The 16,176-nt window shown below is 66.7% G+C and carries 16 protein-coding genes; 3 read left to right on the top strand and 13 right to left on the bottom strand.

Features of this window, described 5'->3' with window-relative positions:
• Window position 1: 1 nt before the first annotated feature.
• Window positions 2-916, top strand: a complete 915-nt coding sequence (locus ACYVBS_RS09540) for a mechanosensitive ion channel family protein (protein ID WP_460823298.1) — start codon at window positions 2-4, stop codon at window positions 914-916.
• Here ACYVBS_RS09540 and orn read toward each other — a convergent pair whose 3' ends face one another.
• Window positions 917-1,483, bottom strand: coding sequence for an oligoribonuclease (gene orn, locus ACYVBS_RS09535; protein WP_460823296.1), 567 nt, complete (start codon window positions 1,481-1,483; stop codon window positions 917-919).
• 68 nt (window positions 1,484-1,551) lie between these two features.
• Between orn and ACYVBS_RS09530 the strand changes: the two genes are divergently transcribed.
• Window positions 1,552-2,007, top strand: a complete 456-nt coding sequence (locus ACYVBS_RS09530) for a DUF2721 domain-containing protein (protein WP_460823294.1) — start codon at window positions 1,552-1,554, stop codon at window positions 2,005-2,007.
• Between the two features lie 98 nt (window positions 2,008-2,105).
• On the opposite strand, the gene tadA is transcribed toward ACYVBS_RS09530, so the two are convergent.
• From tadA to ndk, 12 genes are all read right to left on the bottom strand, one after another.
• Complete coding sequence (tadA, locus tag ACYVBS_RS09525; protein ID WP_460823293.1) at window positions 2,106-2,633, bottom strand: tRNA adenosine(34) deaminase TadA; 528 nt, start codon at window positions 2,631-2,633, stop codon at window positions 2,106-2,108.
• Between the two features lie 96 nt (window positions 2,634-2,729).
• Window positions 2,730-4,295 carry a glutamine-hydrolyzing GMP synthase gene (gene guaA / locus ACYVBS_RS09520; RefSeq protein ID WP_460823291.1) on the bottom strand — a complete coding sequence of 522 codons (1,566 nt, stop codon included), beginning with the start codon at window positions 4,293-4,295 and terminating at the stop codon, window positions 2,730-2,732.
• Between the two features lie 98 nt (window positions 4,296-4,393).
• Window positions 4,394-5,851 carry an IMP dehydrogenase gene (gene guaB, locus ACYVBS_RS09515; protein ID WP_460823290.1) on the bottom strand — a complete coding sequence of 486 codons (1,458 nt, stop codon included), beginning with the start codon at window positions 5,849-5,851 and terminating at the stop codon, window positions 4,394-4,396.
• 447 nt (window positions 5,852-6,298) lie between these two features.
• A complete protein-coding gene (gene folD / locus ACYVBS_RS09510) occupies window positions 6,299-7,180 on the bottom strand; it encodes a bifunctional methylenetetrahydrofolate dehydrogenase/methenyltetrahydrofolate cyclohydrolase FolD (protein WP_460823289.1) in 882 nt (293 codons plus the stop codon).
• 129 nt (window positions 7,181-7,309) lie between these two features.
• On the bottom strand, window positions 7,310-8,437 hold the full coding sequence (gene moeB, locus ACYVBS_RS09505) for a molybdopterin-synthase adenylyltransferase MoeB (protein WP_460823287.1): 1,128 nt from the start codon (window positions 8,435-8,437) through the stop codon (window positions 7,310-7,312).
• Window positions 8,438-8,502: 65 nt separating this feature from the next.
• On the bottom strand, window positions 8,503-9,906 hold the full coding sequence (gene der / locus ACYVBS_RS09500) for a ribosome biogenesis GTPase Der (protein WP_460823286.1): 1,404 nt from the start codon (window positions 9,904-9,906) through the stop codon (window positions 8,503-8,505).
• Between the two features lie 83 nt (window positions 9,907-9,989).
• Entirely contained in the window at window positions 9,990-11,198 is a 1,209-nt protein-coding gene (bamB, locus tag ACYVBS_RS09495; RefSeq protein ID WP_460823285.1) for an outer membrane protein assembly factor BamB, read from the bottom strand.
• The gene (locus ACYVBS_RS09490) at window positions 11,198-11,824 is read right to left on the bottom strand and encodes a YfgM family protein (RefSeq protein ID WP_460823284.1); all 627 of its coding nucleotides are present in this window, start codon (window positions 11,822-11,824) and stop codon (window positions 11,198-11,200) included. The genes bamB and ACYVBS_RS09490 overlap by 1 nt, the downstream gene beginning before the upstream one ends.
• Before the next feature lie 60 nt (window positions 11,825-11,884).
• A complete protein-coding gene (locus ACYVBS_RS09485; RefSeq protein ID WP_460823283.1) occupies window positions 11,885-12,700 on the bottom strand; it encodes a helix-turn-helix domain-containing protein in 816 nt (271 codons plus the stop codon).
• Window positions 12,697-13,527: a type IV pilus biogenesis/stability protein PilW gene (locus ACYVBS_RS09480; protein ID WP_460823282.1), complete on the bottom strand. Its 831-nt coding sequence runs from the start codon at window positions 13,525-13,527 to the stop codon at window positions 12,697-12,699. Before ACYVBS_RS09480 ends, ACYVBS_RS09485 begins: the two co-directional genes overlap by 4 nt.
• Window positions 13,517-14,695 (bottom strand): dual-specificity RNA methyltransferase RlmN, encoded by a 1,179-nt coding sequence (rlmN, locus tag ACYVBS_RS09475; protein ID WP_460823401.1) that lies wholly within the window; start codon window positions 14,693-14,695, stop codon window positions 13,517-13,519. Before rlmN ends, ACYVBS_RS09480 begins: the two co-directional genes overlap by 11 nt.
• A 154-nt stretch (window positions 14,696-14,849) precedes the next feature.
• Entirely contained in the window at window positions 14,850-15,275 is a 426-nt protein-coding gene (gene ndk, locus ACYVBS_RS09470) for a nucleoside-diphosphate kinase (RefSeq protein ID WP_036133688.1), read from the bottom strand.
• A 212-nt stretch (window positions 15,276-15,487) separates the two neighbouring features.
• Between ndk and ACYVBS_RS09465 the strand changes: the two genes are divergently transcribed.
• Complete coding sequence (locus ACYVBS_RS09465; RefSeq protein WP_460823281.1) at window positions 15,488-16,108, top strand: TetR/AcrR family transcriptional regulator; 621 nt, start codon at window positions 15,488-15,490, stop codon at window positions 16,106-16,108.
• The last annotated feature ends 68 nt before the right edge of the window (window positions 16,109-16,176 follow it).

The raw sequence follows: 16,176 nt of genomic DNA, 5'->3' as shown, positions 1-16,176 counted from the left end.
GATGGCGTTGGAGGCCGAGGTACAGAAGTCGCTGCAGAAGCTGGAAGGCATCAACTTCCTGGCCGAGGCCGAGCGCTGGGGCCTGAAGCTGCTGGGCGCCGTGCTGATCCTGCTGCTGGGGATCTGGCTGGCGAAGCGACTGTCCAAGGGCCTCGACCGCGCCTTCGAACGCGCCAACATGGAAGCCACCCTGCGTGGCTTCCTACGCAACATCGCCTACGCGGCGATGATCGTCGTCGTGGTCGTCGCGGCCCTGCAGTCACTGGGCGTGCCCACCACGTCGGTCATGGCGGTGCTGGGCGCGGCCGGCCTTGCCATCGGCCTGGCACTCAAGGATTCGTTGTCCAACATCGCCTCGGGCGTGATGCTGATCGTGCAGCGTCCGTTCCATGTGGGTGACATGGTGCAGGCGGCGGGCATCGAGGGCACCGTCGAACAGGTGCGCGTCTTCCAGACCCGGATGCGCACAGTCGACAATCGCAGTGTCATCGTCCCCAACAGCCTGATCACCACCGCGCCGATCATCAACTTCACGGCCAACACCAAGCGCCGCGTCGATATCAAAGTAGGCGTGGGTTACGAGGACGACCTGCGCGTCGCACGCGAGGCATTACTTGCGCTGGCCGAAGACCATCCCAAGGTGCTTCGGGAGCCCAAGCCCGAAGTGCTGGTGATGAATCTGTCCGAGAGCAGCGTGGACCTCGAACTGCGCGCATGGGTGCCCACCGAGGACATGGTCCGGGTACGCAGCGACCTGACCGAGGGCGTGCGTGACCGGATCATCGGCAAGGGCCTGAACATCCCCTACCCCCAGCGCGACCTGCACGTGTACCACCACGATGCCGACGGCCGCCCGCTGGCGGAGTTGTTGGCCCGCTCCGTAGCCGACGACGGCGACCTGCCCAAGAAGGGCTGATCAGCCCGCGTTACCGCCCAACCGCCCCATCGCGGCGCGGTAGTGCCGCAGTTCGGCGATCGAGTCATGGATGTCGGCCAACGCGGTGTGCTTGCCGGCCTTCTGCACGCTTGCCAACACCGAAGGTGCCCAGCGCCGCGCAAGTTCCTTGACCGTGCTGACGTCGAGGTTGCGGTAGTGGAAGTACTGCTCCAGCTTCGGCATGCAGCGGTACAGGAATCGCCGATCCTGGCAGATGGAGTTGCCACAGATCGGTGAGGCCTTGGCCGGCACCCACTGCGACAGGAAGGCCAGCGTTTGCGCCTCAGCCTCTTCCATTGGGACGCCCTGCTCCACTACTCGCTGCCAGAGACCCGACTTGCCGTGCTGGTTGCGGTTCCAATCGTCCATGGCTTCCAGCCGTTCCACCGGATGGGCAATGGCGAAGACCGGGCCCTCCGCCAGTACGTTGAGGTCACCATCGGTCACCACCGTCGCGATCTCGATGATGGAATCACGATCGGTATCCAGCCCCGTCATCTCCAGGTCGATCCAGATCAGTCGGTGTTCGTTGGGTGATGTGGCCACGTGTGCTCGCGATACGTGATGGGACGGCGCATGATATCGCACTGTCCCTTGCACCCACGGAGCAATCCTTGGACCTGTCGATGCTCGGCGAACACGCCATCCTGACCGCGATGCTGGCCCCGGCCCTGTTGATGGCCGCGACTGGCTCGCTGCTGATCTCCGCCAATACGCGCCTGGCGCGCGTCGTCGACCGGCTGCGTGCGCTGATCAAGGAGTGGAAGGACGATGCGCCGGACCGTGAACAACGCGACCGGCAGATCCGCCGCCACCGCATCCGCGCCCACCTGGTGCTGCGCACCTGCCAGATGCTGTATCTGGCGCTGGGGGCGTTCGTGGGCACGAGCCTCGGGCTGGCAGCCGATACGCTGTTCGACTTCAAGCTCGGCGCCGTACCCACCGCGTTGGCCGTCGTAGGCGTCCTGTGCCTGTTGGTCGCCAGCGTCATGATGTGGCGCGAGGTCAGCCTGGCGGTCACCAGTTTTGACGAAGAGCTCGACCAGGAATTGGCGCGTCGGCGCATTTAAAGAGCACGGGGATGAACCCCTTGCCGGTGCGCATGCATGGCACATGCACCTGTAATCGGAGACCCGCGCATTCCGCACACGGACGTCCCAAGTTCTGATCAGACCAGCGGCCGCCCGCGCTTGGCACGGAAGTAATTGGTCAGGCGCGTGCCGGCTTCAGCCGCCAGGACACCACCCGTAACCTCGACCTGGTGGTTGTGCCGGGGATCGCCCAGCAAGTCGAAGACACTTCCTGCAGCGCCCGTCTTGGGATCCGATGCACCGAACACGACCCGCGCGATGCGCGCGTGGATCATCGCCATTGCGCACATGGCGCAGGGCTCCAGCGTCACGTAAAGCGTGGCCCCCAACAGGCGATGGTTCCCAAGTCGCTTGCCTGCCTGCCGCATCGCGACAATTTCGGCATGGGCCGTGGGGTCCTGCTCGGTGATGTTGCGGTTCCAGCCCTCGCCCAGCACCTCGCCATCGGCGGACACCAGCACGGCCCCGACGGGAATTTCGTTGTCTTGCTGCACCGCGCGCTCGCCCAAGGACAGCGCGTGACGCATCCAGCGCTCGTCGATGACAATCGTTGAATCCGGGTCAGTCACGCGCTGCCTCGCTGCGTTCGGTGTTGCTTCTGCCATCTATGGCGCGGCGCACTTATCTTCAGATCGTCCGGCCCGGCCATCCATGGCCGGGCAGTAGTCGGCCTGCGAGCCAGTGGCTCGCAAGCAGGCCGACTACTCCCACTCGATCGTCGCCGGCGGCTTGCCGCTGATGTCGTAGACCACGCGCGACACACCGCGCAGCTCGTTGATGATGCGGTTGGACACCGTGCCCAGGAACTCGTACGGCAGGTGCGCCCAGTGCGCGGTCATGAAGTCGATGGTTTCCACCGCACGCAGTGCGATCACCCACTCGTAGGCGCGTGCGTCTCCCACCACACCCACCGACTTGACCGGCAGGAACACCGCGAACGCCTGGCTGGTCTTGTCGTACAGGTCAGCCTTGCGCAGTTCGTCGATGAAGATGTGGTCGGCCTTGGCCAGCAGCTCAGCGTATTCCGGCTTCACCTCGCCCAGGATGCGCACACCCAGGCCCGGGCCCGGGAACGGGTGGCGATAGACCATTTCGCGCGGCAAGCCGAGCTCGACGCCCAGGCGGCGCACCTCGTCCTTGAACAACTCGCGCAGCGGCTCCACCAGCTTGAGCTTCATGTCCTCCGGCAGGCCGCCCACGTTGTGGTGGCTCTTGATCACGTGCGCCTTGCCGGTCTTGCTGCCGGCCGACTCGATCACGTCCGGGTAGATCGTGCCCTGCGCCAGCCACTTGGCGTTGCTGAGCTTGTTCGACTCTTCATCGAAGATCTCGACGAACAGGTTGCCGATGATCTTGCGCTTGGCTTCCGGGTCACTGACGCCTTCCAGCGCCTTGAAGTAGCGGTCGGCGGCGTTGACGCGCACGACCTTGACGCCCATATGCTCGGCGAACATCGCCATCACCTGGTCGCCTTCGTTCCAGCGCAGCAGGCCGGTGTCGACGAACACGCAGGTCAGCTGCGTGCCGATGGCCTTGTGCAGCAGCGCCGCGACCACCGACGAGTCCACGCCGCCGGACAGGCCAAGGATCACCTCGTCGTTGCCGACCTGCTCGCGCACGCGGGCGATCTGGTCCTCGATGATGTTCGCCGCGGTCCACAGCGTCTTGCAGCCGCAGATGTCGGCCACGAAGCGGCGCAGCAGCGCGCTGCCCTGCTTGGTGTGGGTCACTTCCGGGTGGAACTGCACGCCGTACCAGCGCTTGTCCTCGTTCGCCATCGCCGCGACCGGGATGCGGTCGGTGGTGGCAGTGATGGTCCAGCCCGGCGGCGCCTTCGACACGTGGTCGCCGTGGCTCATCCACACGTCGATGCGCGGCTCGCCGTCGTGGTCACTCAGGCCGCCGAGCAGCGCGTCGTGCGCCACCAGCTGCACCTCGGCGTGGCCGAACTCGCGCTGGTCTGCGGCTTCGGTAGCGCCACCGAGCTGCGCGGCCAGGGTCTGCATGCCGTAGCAGATGCCCAGGATGGGCAGGCCGCTGTCAAACACCTGCTGCGGTGCGGCTGGCGCGCCCGGCAGCGTGGTGGATTCCGGGCCACCCGACAGGATGATGCCCTTGGCGCCAAACTTCGCGATGTCCTCCGGGTCGTGGTCCCACGCCCAGATCTCGCAGTACACGCCGATCTCGCGGATGCGGCGGGCAATCAGCTGGGTGTACTGCGCGCCGAAGTCGAGGATGAGGATCTTGTCGCTGTGGATGTCGGTCATGGGGGCCGTTTCGTATCGGAAGCGTGCGGCGCGGGCCGCGAGTTCGGGTTGCCAGAAACGAAGAAGGGAAACGCTGGCGTCTCCCTTCTCGTGTCGCCTTAGCCGGCGCGGTAGTTCGGCGGTTCCTTGGTGATCTGCACGTCGTGGACGTGGCTCTCACGCGAACCGGCGTTGGTCACGCGCACGAAGCTCGGCTTCTTGCGCATGTCCTCGATGGTCGCGCAGCCCACATAGCCCATCGTGGCGCGCAGGCCACCGGCGAGCTGGTGGACGACGCCGCCCAGCGAGCCGCGGTACGGCACGCGGCCTTCGATGCCTTCCGGCACCAGCTTGTCGGCGTCGGAGGCGTCCTGGAAGTAGCGGTCCTTGGACCCCAGCTCCATCGCGCCCAGCGAGCCCATGCCGCGGTAGCTCTTGTAGCTGCGGCCCTGGAACAGTTCGATCTCGCCCGGGCTTTCCTCGGTGCCGGCGAACAGGCCGCCGATCATCACCGTGGAAGCACCTGCGACGATCGCCTTGCCGATGTCGCCCGAGTAGCGGATGCCGCCATCAGCGATCAGGGGAATGCGGTCCTGCAGTGCCTCTGCCACCATCGACACCGCGGTGATCTGCGGCACGCCAACGCCAGCCACGATCCGCGTGGTGCAGATCGAACCGGGGCCGACGCCGACCTTCACGGCGTCCGCACCGTGATCCATCAGCGCCAGCGCAGCGTCGCCGGTAACGATGTTGCCACCGATGACCTGCAGCTGCGGGAAGTGCTTCTTGACCCACTTCACGCGGTCCAGCACGCCTTGGCTGTGACCGTGCGCGGTGTCGACCACCACCACGTCCACGCCGGCCGCAGCCAGTGCTTCCACGCGGGCTTCGGTGTCGCCGCCCACGCCGACTGCGGCGCCGACCAGCAGACGCTCGCTGCTGTCATAGGCGGCGTTGGGGTTGTCCTGCTTCTTCTGGATGTCCTTGACGGTGATCAGGCCCTTCAGCTCAAAGCCGTCGTTCACCACCAGCACCTTCTCGATGCGGTGCTTGTGCAACAAGTCCAGCACCTCCTCGTCCGACGCGCCTTCGCGCACCGTCACCAGGCGGTCCTTCTTGGTCATGATGTGGCGGACCGGATCGTCCAGCTTCTTCTCGAAGCGCATGTCGCGGCTGGTGACGATGCCGACCAGCTGGCCGCCTTCCACCACCGGCACGCCGGAGATGTTGCGGGCGCGGGTGAGCTTCAGCACTTCGGCGATGGTGGTCTCGGGGCCGACGGTGAACGGCTCCTTGATCACGCCGGCTTCGAACTTCTTGACCGACGCCACCTGCGCAGCCTGCGCCTGCAGGCTCATGTTCTTGTGCAGGATGCTGATGCCGCCCAGCTGCGCCATGGCGATGGCGAGGCGCGCCTCGGACACGGTGTCCATGGCCGCCGAGACGATCGGCAGGCGGATGGTCAGGTCGCGGGTAAGGCGGGTGGCGAGGGAAACGTCCTTGGGCAGGACGGTCGAATGCGCCGGGACGAGCGAGACGTCGTCGAAGGTGAGCGCTTCAGCCTGGATACGCAGCATGGCCGGGTCCGGGGAGGATGAAGCGCGTCATTGTAACTTTTTTTGGGTGTCTGTGGGCGGGTTACGGGCGGCTCTGGGCGGGTTGCGGGGTGGTCCGGGCAGTCGCTCCACGGAATTCGCTTGGTCCCCGAACCACCCCGCAACCCGCTCCAAACCTTGATGGGGGCTTGGGGGAGAAGCAAGTGCGCCCGGATGCGGAAGGGATTTGGTGCGCTGATGGGACGCAGCGTTGCTCCACGAGCGGAGCTGCTTGTCGGGCGGCTGGCGGCGAGCCAGCCCGCCCGCTCGAATCACTGGCGCGCAACATCGGACCCTTTCCTGCCTGCCGACTGGACTCTTCAATGAGTCAGCGGCTTGGGCGCTTCATTCACCGCGCATCGCCGCTAGTGAAGAACCGCGAATGCCCGCACGAGACGGTGCGGGAAGGTACGCGAGACACCTGCGGGTTTACTGCGCCGGGTCGAGGGCCTCGGCGGCTTCCAGAGTGTTCTGCATCAGGGTGGCGACGGTCATTGGGCCCACGCCGCCGGGGACGGGGGTGATCCAGCTCGCGCGCTGCGCGGCGGCGTCGAAGCCGACATCGCCCACCAGGCGGCCATCGTCGAGGCGGTTGATGCCGACGTCGATGACTACGGCACCCGGCTTTACCCACTCACCCGGGATCAGGCCGGGGCGGCCGACGGCCACGACCAGGATGTCGGCGCCGCGGACGGCGGCTTCCAGCACGGGCGGCGGCGTGAACTTGTGGCAGCTGGTCACGGTGCAGCCGGCAATCAGGAGTTCAAGCGCCATCGGGCGGCCCACGTGGTTGGACACGCCAACGATGGTGGCGCTCTGCCCGCGCACGGGCTTGTCGGTGTAGGCCAGCAGCGTGGTGATGCCGCGCGGGGTGCACGGACGCAGTCCGAACTGGCGCAGGGCGAGGTGGCCGACGTTTTCCGGGTGGAAGCCGTCTACATCCTTGCGCGGGTCGATGCGGTGGATCAGCTGGGTGGCGTCGCGGCGGTCGGGCAGCGGCAGTTGCACGAGGATGCCGTGCACCTCGGGATTCGCGTTGAGCCGGTCGATCAGCGCCAGCAACTCCTCGTCGCTGGTGTCGGCCGCCAGGTCGAAATCGATGGCGCGGATGCCCACCTTCTCGGCGGCGCGGCGCTTGTTGCGTACGTACACGGCCGACGCAGTGTCGTTGCCGACCAGCACCACGGCCAGCCCCGGGCGCGCCTTGCCGGCGGCGACACGCGCATCCACCCTCGCCTTGAGGTTGTCGAGCAGGTCATCGGCGATGCGCTTGCCGTCAAGGATGCGGGCGGGGGCTTGGGAAGCCGTCATGCGAGGGTCCGGGAACAGGTGCGGCCGCGCATTATCGCATCCCGCCGACAGTTCCGGCGCTGGTGGCCAGGCAACGCCCTACGACAGGGTTGCCTTCGAGAACCCTGACACTCGCCCACTGGCCCGAAGTCAGCCTGCCGAGCAGAACGCCTGGTAGTCGATGTACCCCGGAAACGGCAGGCCCGGACGGCAAACTGGGCAATCCGGGTCCGGCGTCAGGCGCGTCTCGCGAAAACGCATGGCCAGCGCGTCGAAGTGCAGCAGCCGGCCGGCGAGCGGCTCGCCGATGCCGAGGATCAATTTCAGCACTTCTGTGGCCTGCAGCATCCCGATCACGCCCGGGAGCACGCCCAGAACACCGGCCTCGGCGCAATTGGGCGCGGCTTCCGGCGGCGGTGGCTCGGGGAACAGGCAGCGGTAGCAGGGCGCCACGCCACGCTGGCGACCGGCATCGAACACGCTGACCTGCCCTTCGAACCGGTGGACCGCGCCATAGACGAGCGGTTTGCCCAGCTTGATGCACGCGTCGTTGAGCAGGTAGCGCACCGGGAAATTGTCACCGCCATCCAACACGACGTCGGCGTCGGCGATGAGCGACTCCACGTTTTCACTGGTGACGCGCTCGGGCAGCGCTTCAACCGAGATGCTGGGATTGAGCGCCGTCAGGGCCAGTCGGGCGGATTCCACCTTGGGCACGCCCACGCGCGCCTCGGTGTGCAGGATCTGCCGCTGCAGGTTGCTGCGGTCGACCACGTCATCATCGGCCAGCCTGAGGTGCCCCACACCCGCGGCCGCGAGATAGAACGCGGCAGGCGAGCCCAGCCCGCCCGCGCCAACCACCGCCACGCGTGCGGCCTGCAGCTTGCGCTGCCCGGCCTCGCCTACTTCCGGCAGGCGCAGGTGGCGGGAATAGCGGTCATAGAAGTCGCGGTCGCCCTCGGGGACCGTGACCGGGAGGCCTTCGGCCATCCACCGCGAGGTGCCGCCCTCGACCGAGGCCACGCGCACGTAACCGGCCCCCACCAGGGCGTCCGCGCAACGCAAGGAACGGCTGCCGGCCTGGCAGATCAGCATGACCTCGGCGCCCGTATCAGGAAGCAGCGCCCTCGGATCGGCTTCCAGCACGCCGCGACTAATGCGAAGGGCGCCCGTTGCATGCCCGGTCGCGTGCTCGTGCGTTTCGCGGACGTCTACCAGCAGGATGCCGCGCTGCTGCCGCAGGCGGGCTTCGGCGGGGGTGATGGTCTCGACGCTCATGGCGCCATTATCCGCCTTTACGTACGTCCCCGCGCTTACTTGCCCTGCACTTGCTTGCCGTACCCTTACTTGCCGCGGCGCTTCACGTGCCGGATCAGACGCTTCTTCTTGGCAATCTGGCGCTCGGTCAGCACGTTCTTCTTGCCTTCGTACGGATTGGTGCCTTCCTTGAAGACGAACCGCACCGGGGTACCCACCAGCTTGAACCGCTTGCGGAAGAAGTTCTCGAGGTAGCGCTTGTACGAGTCGCTGAGCGTGCGCAGACGGGTGCCGTGCACCACGAAGGTCGGCGGATTGATGCCTGCCGGGTGGCAGAAGCGCAACTTCGCGACATGCCCGCGCACCACCGGCGGCGGGTTGGTTTCATAGGCGATTTCCATCGCCTTGGTGACTTCGCTGGTGCCGAACTCGTGCGTCGCGGAAGCGTGCGCACGGTGGATCGCCGCGAACAGCTCGCGCAAGCCCGAGCCGTGCTTGGCGCTGATGCGGACGGCTTCCGCCCACTCCACGAAGGCGAGCTTGCGAACCAGCAGCGCCTCGGCCTGCTGGCGCTGGTAATCGGTCTGGCCATCCCACTTGTTGACCGCGACGACCAGGGCACGACCCGCATCCAGGGCGTAGCCGAGCACGCTGGCGTCCTGATCGGTCACGCCCTCGCCCGCGTCCAGCATCACCACGGCCACTTGGCATTGCTCGATGGCCTGCAGGGTCTTGATGATGGAGAACTTCTCGACCGCCTCTTCCACCTTGGCCTTGCGGCGCAGGCCGGCGGTGTCGATCAACCGGTACAGGCGGCCGTCGCGCTCCATGTCGATGGCGACCGAGTCACGGGTGGTGCCCGGCACGTCGGAGGCGATCATGCGCTCCTCGCCCAGCAGGCGATTCACGAGAGTCGACTTGCCCACGTTCGGCCGGCCAATGAAGGCCACCCGGATGCGATTGGGATCCTCGTCCAGCGCCTCGGCAGCGCCTTCTTCCGGCAACTTCTTCAGCACACGCTCGATCAGCGTGTCGATGCCCTGGCGGTGCGCGGACGAAGTGGCATGCACCTCGCTGATGCCGTAGCGGGCGAACTCACCGATGGCCCCTTGAACATCCAGGCCGTCGGTCTTGTTGACGATCAGCATGGTCGGGCGGGCAGCCTTGCGCAGCCATGCCAGGATCTCGTCGTCCAGCGCGGAGGCACCTTCGCGGCCGTCGACCACGAACAGGACCAGGTCGGCCTCCTCGGCCGCGGCGCGCGCCTGCCGGGTGGTCGCGCCGGCCAGGCCTTCGCCCTCGCCCGCGATGCCGCCGGTGTCGACCACCATGAAGGGACGCTGGCCCTCGGGGCGGCACACGCCGTAGTGGCGGTCACGAGTGACGCCCGGCTGGTCGTGCACAAGCGCGTCCCGACTGCGGGTCAGCGCATTGAACAGCGTGGATTTTCCGACGTTGGGACGACCAACGAGCGCGACGAGCGGAAGCATCGAAACCTACCCGATCAAAAACGAAACGACCCCGGCCCTACACAGGACCGGGGCTTGGGGCCGGGCTTTCACCCGGCAGGCCCTTACTGGCCGAGGCGGAAAGCGGTCAGCTCGCCATCCACGTTCTGCGCGACGAGGATACCGTCAACCACCACCGGGGTGGCGCGCAGGGTGGAGCCGCCCATGCGGGCACGGGCGGCGAACTCGCCGTTGTCCAGCCGCAGCCAGTGCAGGTAGCCGTCGTAATCGCCGACCACGGCGTAATCGCCTTGCACCGCCGGCGCGGTCAGGCTGCGGCGGGCCAGGCCGGCCTGCTGCCAAAGTGCACTGCCGCCCGCCTTGTCCAGCGCGTACACCGTGCCCGTGGGCGAGGACACGATAAGGCGGTCGGAGGCGTTGCCGAGCGAGCCGGCGCCACCGTGATTGCTGACCCACATCGGGCGACCACTGGGGCCGTCGATGGCCAGGGTCTGCTGTTTGTAGCTGGTCGCGTAGAGGGTCGTGCCGTCCAGCAGGGGCGAACCGTCCACGTCGGCCATCCGGTCGAGTTCGGTGCGTCCGTCCTGCTCGGCCACCGTCTGCTCCCACAGCGGGCGGCCGTCGGCCATCGCCAAGGTGGCGATCGTGCCATCGTCGTTGCCGACGAAGACCACGCCAGGACCCAGCGCAGGCGCGTCGTTGCCGCGAACGGTGAGCGTGGGCAGGTCACGGTTCCAGAACCAGCGGCGCTCGCCGGTGGCGGCATCCAATGCCGTCACCCGCCCGTCGTTGGAACGGATGAAGACCAGACCCTGCCCCACGGCCGGCGGCGCGACGACCTCGGCCGTGACCTTGGCCTGCCACTTTTCCGCGCCCGTGGCCGCGTCGAGTGCGATCACCTCTCCATCGAGGCCACCCACAACGACCAGACCGTCGCCCGCACCCGGGCCACCGGTCAGCGCCTTCTTCGACTCGTACGTCCAGACCGACTTGCCGGTCTGGAGGTCAAATGCGCGCACGCCACCTTCAACGGCCGCGGCGTAGACACGCCCGTCGGCCACCGCAGGGCGTTGACCCACGCCCACACGCCCCTCGCCCTTGCCCGCGTTGGCGGACCACAGCTTGGACACCGTCACCGAGGGGGTGAGGTCCGTCAGCGCCAGAGGCTCGTTGGGCTTGTCGTCGCCCTTCTTGCCGCCAAACCAGCCCTTGACGGTGGAACAACCGGCGAGGGCGCCGGCGCAGGCCAGCACGAGCGAAACGCGCACGACGGCGTTCAAGCCCGGGCGATCCATGCGGAAATTGGAATTCATCAGGAATTGGCCTCGCGGGCAGTGGGGACGCCGCCGACTTCAGACAGTTTCAGTTCCAGCAGGCTTCGCTGCGGCGAACCCACCGCGAGCTTGGTCAGGGCCTGGTTGTAGGCTTCACGGGCCTTGTCAGGCTGTCCCAGCGCCGCATGCGCATCGCCACGCACCTCAAGGGCGGTCGGCGTGTCCAGCGTGCCCAGCAGCTTCAGCGCCTCATCGGCCTTCTTGGTGTCGATCAGGAGGCGGGCGAGCCGCTCGTTCACCACCTCAGTCAACGCGGCATCGGTCGTCTTGACCGCGCGCAACGTCGCCACCGCGGCGTCGATTTGACTCGATTCGACCTGCGACTTGGCGAGTTCCAGTGCGGCCAGAACCGCATAGGTACCTTCCAGCCCCTTGGTCTTGCTGGCCGCCTGCTTGTCGCCGGCCTTCACGGCGCTGACGGCCGCCTGGTAGGCGTCGGCCTGCTGCAATTTCTGCTGGGCCTGGTGGTTTTCCCACCACTTCCAACCGCCGATCGCCGCAAGCCCGAGGGCGATACCACCAATCAGCGCCCCGCTGTTGCGGCGCAGCCATTCGCGGACGCGTTCACTTTGTTCGTGTTCGTCTAGAAGCTCGTCGATCGCCATGCTGTCTCGCCCCGCCAGACGGCTGGGGCCCAAGTGGTTTTGAATGACCCGCGACGCGGGTCAGTCGACCACCGGCGCGAGGGAACCGTCAGAGGATAGCGTAAAGCGCGCCACGTTCGCTCGGCTGAACGCTTTCAGATCGACCGGCTGACCCTCGTGCAGCACCTGCACGGCCGCGGAATTGCCCAGTACGACACGCCCCAACTCGCCGACCGAATAGCTGCGGCGCTCGCCTGCCTTGAGCACCCCCTTCTCCAGGGTGCTGCCATCGCCCCCGGACACCTGCACCCAACTCTCGTCGGTGAGCACGAGTTCCAGCGTCTTGGATGCGGCTGGCGCCGATGGCGTCATGGTGGCCATGGAGGCAATGACCGGGGTGCGCTGGGCGGGCGTGGGAGGCGTCGCTGTGGTTGCCGGCGCGGAAGGCACCGCGTAGCTGTCCAGCGACTTCACCGTGCCCGCCGATCCGCCCCCGAGGTGGCTGCGCGACGCAAAAATGACCGGCGCGACAATCACCACGGTCAGCGCGATGTAGACGGCGCGACGGCCTGCCTGCTCGGCCAGGCGCCGCAGATACGGCGTGTGGGTGTGGCTGACCAGTGGCGGCAAGGACGTGCTCGCAACCTGCGCCTGCTGGAGTTGCGCTTCCAGATCAATCCCGAGCAGGCGCGCATAGCTGCGCAACTGGCCACGAATGAACACAGGAGCCCCCAACCGCTCCCAGTCTTCGGCCTCGATGGCCTGAATCACCTTGACCGGGATGCGACTGCTTCCGGAGACGGCATCGACCGTCAACCCGGCGGCGTCGCGCGCCCGCTTCAGCTGTTCGCCACAACCCGTGAAAACATCAGCCACAACCTGCCCCGATTGTTTCATCGTCTGGTGCCATCCCCTGAAACGGAGTTCGCCGCGTCCGGGAACTCCAGCCTGATCCGCTGAACGTACTTGGCCGCCGCCACGTTGTCGCCCAGTTTTTGCTCAATTTGTGACGCAAGCTCCAAGGCACCCCGGTCCGCCGGTGCGGCTGCGAGGCGCCGCTCGGAAAATGCCCGGGCCTCGAAGTACCGCCCTTTCTGGAACTCACCCTCGGCCATTGCCGCCAAAGCGACGACGTTGACTGCATCCATCGCGAGTGCCTGCCGAAGCAATTGTTCCGACCGCTCCGGCATCGCACTCCTCGCCGCACATACCCCCGCATTCGCAAGCGCAGTAGCCGGTGTTGGATACCCGGGCGCGACCGCTGCCCGCTCGAACATGGGCAACGCCTCGGCCGCCCGCCCCGCTGCACATTGCCATGCAGCGTAGTTGTTCAACATGACACCCGAGTCAGGCGCCAGCTCAAGGGCGCGTCGGTAAAGCTTGCCGGCCTTGGCCGTCTGCCCCCGCCTGTCCGCCACCATGGCCAGCAGGGTCTGCGCCTGGGGGGATTGGGGATCGAGCCGGGCCCCCTTGTGGCCTGCCTCCTCGGCGCCGTCCAGGTCGCCGGCCAACAACGCCTGCTGCCCGCGCTGCAACAGCCCCAGCGAATCGGCAGGCTGCCGCCGCAAGGTGACTTCCGGCGCCGTCCGTTCGAAGCCACGGCGACTCGGATCCGGTTTGACGAAATTCAGCCGGTCACAGCCGGCGACCATCGACAAGAGCAGGGCCAGCCCGATCGCGGCCGGCGATTGGAGGTCACGGACGCGGCGACCGTCAGGCCGCATCGTCCACTCCCTGCGCTTGGAGTTGCTTGCGGAATTCGGCCTGGCGCCGGGTCCGGTCCATGACCTGCCCCTTCAACTGGCCGCAGGCCGCATCAATGTCGTCGCCTCGCGTGCGGCGCACCGGGGCAATCAGCCCGGCCTCGTTGAGCAGCTTCTGGAAGCTGCGCACCGCGGTTTCGTCCGGGCGCTCGAAGCGCGTGCCCGGGAACGGATTGAACGGGATCAGGTTGACCTTGGCCGCGTCATTCATCTGCACCGCATTGTCGAACTGGCGCATCAGGCGGGCCAGCGCGCGGGCATGCTGCGGCTGGTCATTGACCCCCTTCATCAGGGTGTATTCGAAAGTGACGGACGACTTCTTGCCGCGGGCGTAGCGCACGCAGGCGTCCATCAGCTGGTCCAGTGGGTACTTCTTGTTGAGCGGCACCAGTTCAGTGCGCAACTCGTCGAACGGGGCGTGCAGCGACACCGCCAGCGACACGTCGCTCTCGACGGCCAGGCGGTCGATCATCGGCACCATGCCCGCGGTGGACAGGGTGACGCGCTTGTTGGCCAGGCCGTAGCCCAAATCGTCGCGCATGATGCTCATGGCGCGCACGACGTTGTCGAAGTTGGCCAGCGGCTCGCCCATGCCCATCATCACCACGTTGGTGAGCTTGCGCTGCTGGTGCGGCACGTTGCCCAGGTGGCGCGCCGCGACCCACGCCTGGCCAATGATCTCGGCGGTGGTCAGGTTGCGGTTGAAGCCCTGGGTGGCGGTGGAGCAGAACTGGCAGTTGAGCGCGCAGCCCACCTGCGACGATACGCACAGCGTGCCGCGCCCCTTGTCGGGGATGTAAACCGTCTCGATGGCGTTCTTCGGGTCCATGCCGAGCAGCCACTTGTGCGTGCCGTCGGTGGAGGCCTTGTCGAAGATCACCTGCGGCACGCGCACTTCGGCATGCGCCTCGAGCTTGGCGCGCAGCGCCTTGCCCAGGTCGGTCATGTCAGCGAAGTCGGTGACGTAGCGGTGGTGGATCCACTTCATCACCTGGTGCGCGCGGAACTTCTTCTCGCCCAGCGTTTCCTCGAAGAAGCGCTCGAGCGAGGCGCGATCCATGTCGAAGAGGTTGCGCTTGCCACCGACGGGGACGGCCGCGGGATTGTCCTTCTTCGAACGGGTCACGATGTTGCCCGTCACGTCCACTTCCACCGGCGCAGCGGCCTGCGAGGCCGGTGCATCGGGAGCATCGGCAAGCTTGAGGTCGATGGTGGCGCGCGGGGTGGTCATGGCGGTTCCTGCAATGTTGGCCGGCGGGGGAACCCGCCGACCAACCGGTCAATCAACGGGCGTAGACGTCGGTGGCCGGGAAGAAGTACGCGATCTCGATCGCGGCGTTCTCCACGCTGTCCGAACCGTGCACGGCGTTGGCGTCGATGCTGTCGGCGAAGTCGGCGCGGATGGTGCCGGCGGCGGCTTCCTTCGGGTTGGTGGCGCCCATCAGGTCGCGGTTCTTCTGCATGGCGTTCTCGCCCTGCAGGACCTGGATCATCACCGGGCCGGAGATCATGAACTCGACCAGCGCGTTGAAGAACGGACGCTCACGGTGCACGGCGTAGAAGCCTTCGGCCTCGGCGCGCGAGAGCTGCTTCATCTTGGAAGCGACGACCTTCAGGCCGGCCTTCTCGAAGCGGGTGTAGATCTCGCCGATCACGTTCTTGGCAACGGCATCGGGCTTGATGATGGACAGGGTGCGCTCCAGCGCCATGGGAAGTCTCCGGGTAGGCGGGCCGCTGAACTTGAATGGGTTCGCGCCCGAGGATAACAGAAAAACCCGCGACAAATCGCGGGTTTAGCCAACGAGGCTGAGGTAATTCTAACGGATCGCGGTGGCATTTTGCAGCCGGCGAACACGTTTGCATTGACGCACCGCCCGCGCGGGGCTAGCATCAAACAAGCGTTTGATTCAGGAATGTGCACATGGCTACGTCCGCCCACTTCTCCACCAAGGACCGGATCCTCGGCGCCGCCGAGGAACTCTTCGCCCAGTTCGGCTTCGCAGGCACTTCGCTCCGGCAGGTCACCAGCCTGGCGGACGTGAACATCGCGGCCGTCAACTACCACTTCGGCAGCAAGGAAAACCTCGTCAACGAGGTGTTCCGTCGACGCATGGACGAGATGAGCGTCAACCGCCTCGGCGCGCTCAAGACCGCGCTGGAACAGCATCCAGGCGAACTGGAGCCGATCCTGGCGGCCTTCGTCGAGCCGGCCCTGGCCATGGCGCAGGATCGCCACGGTGGCGGCGCCTTCGTCCGCGTGGTCGCGCGCGCGTACGCCGAGAAGAACGACAACCTGCGCAAATTCCTGTCCGACCACTATGGCCACGTGCTGCGCGAATTCGCCAAGGCCATCGCCACGGCCGTGCCGGGTCTGAGCAAGGAAGAGCTGTACTGGCGCCTGGACTTCCTGGCCGGCGCGCTGACCTACGCCATGGCGGATTTCGGACTTATCAAGCGTCCCGCGGGCGTTTCCGAAGCCGCGCACCGCGAGCGCGCCGCCCGGGAACTGATCCGCTTCAGCGCGGCGGGCTTCAAGAGCTGAACCCGCCAGCCCACCGCGGGCGACGCATTCCACCCCACCAATTCGACAACTGAATTGTGTTTTATTCC

The organism is Lysobacter olei, from assembly GCF_054777355.1.
The sequence above is the reverse complement of the archived record's forward strand: the minus strand, read 5'-3'. Positions and strand labels throughout refer to the sequence as shown.

Bases quoted from the DNA above. Each gene is read 5' to 3' on its own strand.
- ACYVBS_RS09540 (WP_460823298.1), top strand. From the start codon at position 2: ATGGCGTTGGAGGCCGAGGTACAGAAGTCGCTGCAGAAGCTGGAAGGC.
- tadA (WP_460823293.1), bottom strand. From the start codon at position 2,633: ATGGCAGAAGCAACACCGAACGCAGCGAGGCAGCGCGTGACTGACCCG.
- guaA (WP_460823291.1), bottom strand. From the start codon at position 4,295: ATGACCGACATCCACAGCGACAAGATCCTCATCCTCGACTTCGGCGCG.
- guaB (WP_460823290.1), bottom strand. From the start codon at position 5,851: ATGCTGCGTATCCAGGCTGAAGCGCTCACCTTCGACGACGTCTCGCTC.
- folD (WP_460823289.1), bottom strand. From the start codon at position 7,180: ATGACGGCTTCCCAAGCCCCCGCCCGCATCCTTGACGGCAAGCGCATC.
- moeB (WP_460823287.1), bottom strand. From the start codon at position 8,437: ATGAGCGTCGAGACCATCACCCCCGCCGAAGCCCGCCTGCGGCAGCAG.
- der (WP_460823286.1), bottom strand. From the start codon at position 9,906: ATGCTTCCGCTCGTCGCGCTCGTTGGTCGTCCCAACGTCGGAAAATCC.
- bamB (WP_460823285.1), bottom strand. From the start codon at position 11,198: ATGAATTCCAATTTCCGCATGGATCGCCCGGGCTTGAACGCCGTCGTG.
- ACYVBS_RS09490 (WP_460823284.1), bottom strand. From the start codon at position 11,824: ATGGCGATCGACGAGCTTCTAGACGAACACGAACAAAGTGAACGCGTC.
- ACYVBS_RS09485 (WP_460823283.1), bottom strand. From the start codon at position 12,700: ATGAAACAATCGGGGCAGGTTGTGGCTGATGTTTTCACGGGTTGTGGC.
- ACYVBS_RS09480 (WP_460823282.1), bottom strand. From the start codon at position 13,527: ATGCGGCCTGACGGTCGCCGCGTCCGTGACCTCCAATCGCCGGCCGCG.
- ndk (WP_036133688.1), bottom strand. From the start codon at position 15,275: ATGGCGCTGGAGCGCACCCTGTCCATCATCAAGCCCGATGCCGTTGCC.
- ACYVBS_RS09465 (WP_460823281.1), top strand. From the start codon at position 15,488: ATGGCTACGTCCGCCCACTTCTCCACCAAGGACCGGATCCTCGGCGCC.